The following is a 7,086-nucleotide window of genomic DNA, read 5'->3' as shown; positions in this document are numbered from 1 at the left end:
GATAAAGGCTATGATTCAGAACCACTGCGTGAACAGATCAGGAAAACAGGGACTAAAGCGAATATACCAAAGAAAACAAATAGCCAATCGAACAATGACCATATGGACTGGTATTTATATAAAATCAGGCATTTAGTTGAAAATATGTTTTGTAGATTAAAGCAATTTAGAGGAATAGCTACTCGATATGACAAGCTCAAAAGAAATTATCAAAGTTCTGTTGCCTTAGCCTGTATATTTTTATGGCTACCTTTATAGGGTTAATTATGAACAGTAAGTGTCAACAGACCCTAATTTTTGGTGGCTATTCAGCCTTTCTATTTACAAAATACCTTGTAAAGGACATCGGGTATGGTATTTCTACGAATATCTACAGGGATTTCTTCTTTTGTTGAATAGGATTTCACAAATTCGTCAGTATCCACACGGTATAAGTCCTCACTATTGAGACGCATTGTTTGATTATGACAATATATTGTGTAATTCATTTTTGCATAATGTCTGCTATCAACAGGAGAAAAATTTCTAATGGTAAAGTTCGCTCTTTTAGGATTTTTCAAAATTGTAATAGAGCTTTTATACAGTGAAATTCCATCAGTAATTTGATGTAAATCATCATTTGCATTTGCTAAAGAGCAGGCACATGAGGCTGTTATTATTGCTAGAGCTTTTTTCATAAAAATACCGTTAAGTAATACTTTTCATCCCCTCACTACACTATAGCATTAAATTAGTTGTATTATTTCAGACTTGATCGTACATTCTTCTTGAAAAATAGAAAGTTACCCGTTTTGATAAAGGTGTCGAAATCTTAATCAAACAAAGGGAACTTTCTTATGTTGCATACTAGGGTCTGTTGACACTTACTGTTCATAATTAACCCTATAAAGGTAGCCATAAAAATATACAGGCTAAGGCAACAGAACTTTGATAATTTCTTTTGAGCTTGTCATATCGAGTAGCTATTCCTCTAAATTGCTTTAATCTACAAAACATATTTTCAACTAAATGCCTGATTTTATATAAATACCAGTCCATATGGTCATTGTTCGATTGGCTATTTGTTTTCTTTGGTATATTCGCTTTAGTCCCTGTTTTCCTGATCTGTTCACGCAGTGGTTCTGAATCATAGCCTTTATCGAGCTTGCAAAAATGCTTGCTCTTAAAGTATTGCCGAATACCAATTTCAGGCTGACGGAGTCGTCCACCACAGTAGGTAATTGTACTTTCCCACATAGGCTGAGATTACGATTCACACACTTCATCGACACGTTCTCAAACTATCTAATTCTCTTTTCTCTGCGAGGGTTTCCCCAACGAACAATGTAAAGTTCTGTCTCAATAAGGAATCTGCATATTATTTAACATAAAATCTCTTATGCGAAATTTAGTTAGTAGTGAACTTTTCCGACTATGATGTTTTCATTGAAAAACATCTATAAAATCAATTAAATATATTCAAGAAGTGGAATTCTTTACAGTTTTTCTTAAATTACGCCAAAATTAAAATTAATTTAAAATCAAATATTTAATATTTTAAAGATAGATATTCATAGTCGGAAAATTTGTGTTTTTACCAGAGCACTTCAAGACTATAGGTGTAGAAATTCACCCCTTTTGCAGCAATCCAGAGGTGTCTAAGAGTGGAAAAGTAGCACAGTTATTTTTATATAAAAAAATCAAATACTTAAAAATTATAAATTTGTGTTTTTATTAGAAAATTCTTAATTTTTTAAAATTTTGAGGAGTATAGGTGTAGAGATTCACCCCTTTTCAGTCTATTTTTGAAATAGATAAGACATAAATAACCTATTAAAAACAACAGTTTAAAATATAAAAGTGGAAATAAACACAGTGGATACTAAAATCTAGAACAGATCAGCGAGTACATCATGTAAATTTTGTCCATTTTTACGATCGATAAAAAGAGAACACTTGAGTTACATCTTATTTCAACTTTACTTCTGAAATTGCTCGTTCTATCTCAATCGCTGTAATACTTTTACCTTCTAATTTATAATTTGATAAATTATTTAGAGCAGTAAAAATCACGTCATATTCTAGTTCATAATTTCCGGTACGAGCAGAAGCTTCAGCAAAAAATTGAGTCTGTCTTATACGTCGAAAATAGCGATAATACTCCATAAATTGTGCTTTTATATCTTCAGCTGAAGTATATGGATTAGTCCCTAGCTCCTTACAAGCTGCAATTATCGCACCGCCTATTTCGAATTTACGTCGGTTTTCAGCCGTTCTTTTCTTCTTAGCTTCGTTCTTTTGGATCTGACTCAGATATAATTCTAAATCACTGACATCAAGCTTTTGTGCCTTAAACCGTAAATAACGATTACACATCATTTTTAGAAGATTTATATCCGTATTATCTAAATAACCCTGTTCATACTGTTGATGTAATTTTAAAAATTTTTTCTCATATTCCGAATTATTTTTTTCAGCTTCTAATTTGTCAGCTAATAATTGCATCTTCATATGATCGCGATAAGGTTTTAAAGCTTCTTTTACTAAAATCTGCTGTGGTTCAGACAATCGTTCAAAGTTACATTTATTGTCTCGAAGCAATGAGATCACTTCGGTTCTCAATTCTGAATCTTCTTGACCTCTTAAAAAGTGCATAAAATCATTCAACTCTGCTACCTGAAGTAATTGAGCTGGTCTACCACGCTTTTTTGCTTTTTCCTGGGTCATATCATCTGCCGCCTAATTTTCAGAACTGCAACCTCTTTAAATATGGTTTTACCATATTTAAAGAGGGCAGTCTGAAAATAATTATTTAAAATAAAAATAAAATTTCTTGAAAAGAATTTTTATTTTTATTTTAAATAATTTGCACTTGACAGTTTCTACCTATCGGAGAAACTAGTACGCAAGGGAGCATATCTCCCTTGACCCTCTTTTACCGGTTTTCCAGCCATTGAGGCATTCCAAATCCGGACAATTTTTATTCCGTTTCACTGCATAAAAATCGGTTCCCAAACCACCAGAGGTGAACATGGCCAGCTACCATTTCAGCGTCAAAAGCAAAAATAAAGGCTATGCACTTGGCCATTACCTTTACATTTCCAGACTCATGCAATACGAAGGTATCCGAAAAACAAGCAACGAAACCGTAGAACACATTGAACCAGGTCGTTGTATGCCTGCCTTCGTGAAAGATCCGATCGAATTTTGGCAAGCAGCAGATACGTATGAACGTGCCAACGCCAAAGCCTACATCGAGTATGAAATTGCCCTGCCCAATGAGTTCACGCCAGACCAGCGTAAAATGCTCGTAGAGACGTTTTTTGACAAACATATAGTTCCACAGCAATATCCGCATTCATACGCCCTACACAACGTTAAATCGCGTCTCAGTGGCGAAGAACAGCCCCATTGCCACCTCATGTTCTCATTGAAAGCCGATGACGGTATTGAACGAACAGCCGAACAGTATTTCAAACGCTATAACGCAAAAGACCCATCCAAAGGCGGTGCAAAGAAGATCCAACTCCAAGAAAATCACGAAGACTATTCCGCTTTCCTAATCTATATCCGCAAAAAATGGGAAAACCATCTCAATGATGCCCTGGCCAAATATTGCCCCACTATCACCTACCATCTGGATGGCCAAGACATCACCATCAAGAATCAAGTTTCAGCAGACAGCTATGAAAAATACAATGAGATCCACAGTACCTTGTACCTTCCAGAACCGAAACTCGGTGTTGGCAAACAAAATGCGACCCCTGAATACCTAGCAGAGATTCAAAAGATCAGAGAACACAACCAGCAAGAACGAGAACTAGAAGAACGGCAAAAATACTTAGATCAACAACATGAACATTTTTATAGTGCTGAAAACAACCCATTTTCATCATTGGAAGTGATGTATTACCTGAATTACTTAATCAAGAATGCAAAAAATAAGGACACACTAAAAAATGATTTGAATGAAATTATCAAAAACCAAGGGCCTATACTTCAAAAAGAAGGTTGGTCCATCTACGAAATGAATGAAAAACTAGAAGACTCAAAACGTAACAGTACCCCATGTTTTGAGTTTGAGGTGCATTCACTTCCTGAATACGTATTACCGATACAAAATACCCTTCCCAAACGCACTCAATCAGAACCAGTACAACCTAAAGCTGATGATTATGATTACGGTGGCCCTTGTTTTTAAGATCATTTGATTTTATCCAAAGTTTACAGAGCGAGTGTCTACGAGCGAACAAACTCAATTAAAATTTTCGCTATGCTTTTTCTCTGATTACAAGCTCCCTTTTGCCGTAGAACTTGAATTGCAGAGCATCCCGTAGGGTGCGAACAGATTTAATTTGCTTCTCGGTCGAGCGAAGCGAGCATAAAAAATTAATGAGCGAAGCGAATTCCGAGTTGCTTTTGCTTTTTATTGAATTCCAGATGGTATTAACCAAAAAATTGCCCCGACGAATCGAGCGAAAGCGAGATTCAATAGAGTTTGAGCGTAGCGAAAACCAAGGGCAATTTTTCATGATTTAGGCTTTTAATTATTTTAAATGTTTTTAATGCTTTTAAGAGGCTTTTAATACACTGATATCAATGCTTCTAGAGGTTATTAAACTAGGTTTATCGACCTATTAAACTAGGTTTATCGACCTATTAAACTAGGTTTATCGACCTATTAAACTAGGTTTATCGACCTTAAAGCTAGGTTTATCGACCTTAAAGCTAGGTTTATCGACCTTAAATTGGATTGATTATTTTTTAAACAAATAGATATACTTAACATACCAAAATTTAATTATGTTCTCTTCTTTTATAATTATTTAGCTATCAAATACCCTCGATTAATTCAAACTCCCTACCGCAAAAGGCTTTTAAAATAATTTATAAAACTAGGTTTATCGATCTATATATATTTTACTAAATCATTTACAGATTAAATTTAAAATTATTTTTAAAATCAAATAATAATAATTGTAAAATTCTTAGTTGAATGTTTGACTAACATAGTCTAAGTTATGACCTAGTTTATTTAAAAAATACTAAAAATGTCAGAATTTGTTGTTAAAGATAATGTCCTGATTCAAGCTAGCTATACATTAGATACTGTTGAACAGCGTTTGATTCTTTTGGCTATTACCGAAGCAAGACAAACTGGTCGAGGAATAACAGAAAATAGTTTATTAGAGATTCATGCAAGTAGTTATATCAACACTTTCAATGTTGAGAAGCATACTGCCTATACGGTGCTCAGAGACGCATCGAAAAGCTTATTTGATCGATATGTCACATACCATGATATCAATCCAAAAACTGGCAAAGACCGTAGTTTCCATTGTCGTTGGGTTGATAAAATTGGCTATGAGCCTCAATCAGGTATTGTTTTCTTGAGATTCACTCAAGATATTGTTCCGCTTATTACAAGACTAGAAGAAAACTTCACGAAATATGAACTAGAGCAAGTTTCACGATTGACTAGCTCTTATGCTATTCGGCTTTATGAATTATTAATTCAATGGCGCTCTACGGGGAAAACTCCTATTTTCGATCTAGCTCTGTTTAGACAACAACTTGGCGTAGAAGTGCATCAATATAAAACAATGAGTAATTTCAAAACATACGTTTTAGATTTTGCCCTTAATCAAATAAATAGCTTCACCGACATAACGGCCAAATACGAACAACATAAAAAAGGGCGTTCTATTTCAGGATTTTCTTTTACTTTTAAACAAAAAAAAGAGACGTCTATGAAAGTGATTAATACAAAGAGTCCTTCTACATTCTTTTCAAAAATGACAGATCCCCAACGTCATTTATTCGCCAATAAACTTTCTAGGCTTCCTGAAATGAGTACCTATTCTCAAGGTACAGAAAGCTTTGAACAATTCGCTATACGTATTGCAGACATGCTAAAAGACGCCCAAAAATTCGAAGAACTATTCCCTTATCTTCAAAAAGCTGGCTTCGCATCTGCCTAAAATTTAAACTTGATCATTTGCCTATTAGACAGTCTAATAGGCAGTAACTTTTTACAAGTTTAGGCATAGGTTTACAGGATGAAAACCCTTACAGTTCTTGAACTTTCCAAGCTTTACAACATCAATAGACAAACGATTTACAACAATATAAAGAAAGGAATTTTAAGCAAAAATTCTGAGAATAAGATTGATCTAGCAGAAGCTATTCGTGTTTTTGGTGAACCCATTAAAAAACAGGATATAAAAGAATCTGTAAAAATAGACAGTCCAAATTCGGCAGAAGTTTTACTACTTAGACAGCAGATAGACATGCTGAAAAATCAGCTTGATGATGCCAAAGATCGTGAGTCTTTCTATCAAAATCAGATTGAGACGATGCAACGCCTACTGGAAGCTCCCAAAGCACCAAAAATGGAAGATCCAACACCTGTTGCACCACCTCAAGAGACTATTGAAGTACCACTACCTGTAAAGCCGAATGAGGTTGAAAGCGATATCCAAACGCAGAATAAGCGTATTCCTGTTCCTGAACATGTAGAACCAGAGCCGAAGAAAAGGGGCTTTATCAGTCGCTTTTTCTTGCCTAATGGTTAAGTGGATCTGCACAAACTCGTGGAACATTGTTCAAAGAATAGGCGTGGAACGGTAAGAATCAACGAAAAAGCCCAATCGGTAAGGATTGGGCTTTTCAATATTCGATAAGATTATGAATTATAAAGAATAAAAAAGAGCATTTCGTATAAGGTGTATTATGTTAATTTTAGAAAAACTAACATTCATGCCCCTAGTTCATTTACAGCAAATCAATACCGAAATGGTGCAATATAGCTGCCCATGCAAGAAAAAGAAGAATGGTCATTACGTAGCAAATGGCTAGAGATAGCCAAAATCCATAACGCTGATAAAGTATTGGGAATGCTAAAAACATAGGTAATGTCGGTACTACATACCAAAAGGTATACCAAGCATGATTTGAAATTTTCTGCGGGTCTTGATTCTCAAGTTTCATCCATATCAGCACAAGTATCGTTACGATAGGTAAGGCTGCAATCAATCCGCCTAGACGGTCACTACGTTTAGCAACTTCTGAAATAAGTATGACCATTCCAGCAGTTAGAGCGTACTT

Annotated in this window: 5 protein-coding genes and 4 pseudogenes; 5 read left to right on the top strand and 4 right to left on the bottom strand. The window is 34.9% G+C overall.

The features are described 5' to 3' along the window. Nucleotides 1-277 (top strand): annotated as a pseudogene (locus ACNPNW_RS14095) (transposase); the annotation flags it as partial. Between the two features lie 40 nt (nt 278-317). Here ACNPNW_RS14095 and ACNPNW_RS14090 read toward each other — a convergent pair. From ACNPNW_RS14090 to ACNPNW_RS14080, 3 genes and pseudogenes are all read right to left on the bottom strand, one after another. Beyond that, on the bottom strand, nt 318-677 hold the full coding sequence (locus tag ACNPNW_RS14090) for a hypothetical protein (protein ID WP_075175351.1): 360 nt from the start codon (nt 675-677) through the stop codon (nt 318-320). 186 nt (nt 678-863) lie between these two features. Further along, nucleotides 864-1,140, bottom strand: a pseudogene (locus ACNPNW_RS14085) (transposase); the annotation flags it as partial. An 807-nt stretch (nt 1,141-1,947) separates the two neighbouring features. Next, nucleotides 1,948-2,706: a hypothetical protein gene (locus ACNPNW_RS14080; protein WP_441368473.1), complete on the bottom strand. Its 759-nt coding sequence runs from the start codon at nt 2,704-2,706 to the stop codon at nt 1,948-1,950. A gap of 304 nt (nt 2,707-3,010) precedes the next feature. On the opposite strand from ACNPNW_RS14080, the gene ACNPNW_RS14075 reads away from it, so the two are divergent. The 4 genes and pseudogenes from ACNPNW_RS14075 to ACNPNW_RS14060 all read left to right on the top strand — a co-directional run. After that, nucleotides 3,011-4,180 carry a MobA/MobL family protein gene (locus ACNPNW_RS14075; RefSeq protein WP_448767082.1) on the top strand — a complete coding sequence of 390 codons (1,170 nt, stop codon included), beginning with the start codon at nt 3,011-3,013 and terminating at the stop codon, nt 4,178-4,180. Between the two features lie 850 nt (nt 4,181-5,030). Then, nucleotides 5,031-5,960 carry a replication initiation protein RepM gene (gene repM, locus ACNPNW_RS14070; RefSeq protein ID WP_148335329.1) on the top strand — a complete coding sequence of 310 codons (930 nt, stop codon included), beginning with the start codon at nt 5,031-5,033 and terminating at the stop codon, nt 5,958-5,960. Between the two features lie 78 nt (nt 5,961-6,038). Beyond that, nucleotides 6,039-6,479, top strand: a pseudogene (locus tag ACNPNW_RS14065) (plasmid replication DNA-binding protein); the annotation flags it as partial. Further along, nucleotides 6,465-6,554, top strand: a pseudogene (locus tag ACNPNW_RS14060) (plasmid replication DNA-binding protein); the annotation flags it as partial. The pseudogenes ACNPNW_RS14065 and ACNPNW_RS14060, both read left to right, overlap by 15 nt. Nucleotides 6,555-6,753: 199 nt before the next feature. Here the strand turns inward: ACNPNW_RS14060 and ACNPNW_RS14055 are convergent. Continuing rightward, on the bottom strand, nt 6,754-7,086 hold a 333-nt coding region (locus tag ACNPNW_RS14055; protein WP_448767081.1), incomplete at its 5' end, for a DUF3147 family protein.

The sequence above is a fragment of the Acinetobacter endophylla genome, assembly GCF_053543775.1.
Note: the sequence above shows the minus strand (reverse complement) of the source record. Positions and strands in the feature narration are given on the sequence as shown.

Coding starts and splice junctions, on each gene's coding strand:
- ACNPNW_RS14090 (WP_075175351.1), bottom strand. CDS start 677: ATGAAAAAAGCTCTAGCAATAATAACAGCCTCATGTGCCTGCTCTTTA.
- ACNPNW_RS14080 (WP_441368473.1), bottom strand. CDS start 2,706: ATGACCCAGGAAAAAGCAAAAAAGCGTGGTAGACCAGCTCAATTACTT.
- ACNPNW_RS14075 (WP_448767082.1), top strand. CDS start 3,011: ATGGCCAGCTACCATTTCAGCGTCAAAAGCAAAAATAAAGGCTATGCA.
- repM (WP_148335329.1), top strand. CDS start 5,031: ATGTCAGAATTTGTTGTTAAAGATAATGTCCTGATTCAAGCTAGCTAT.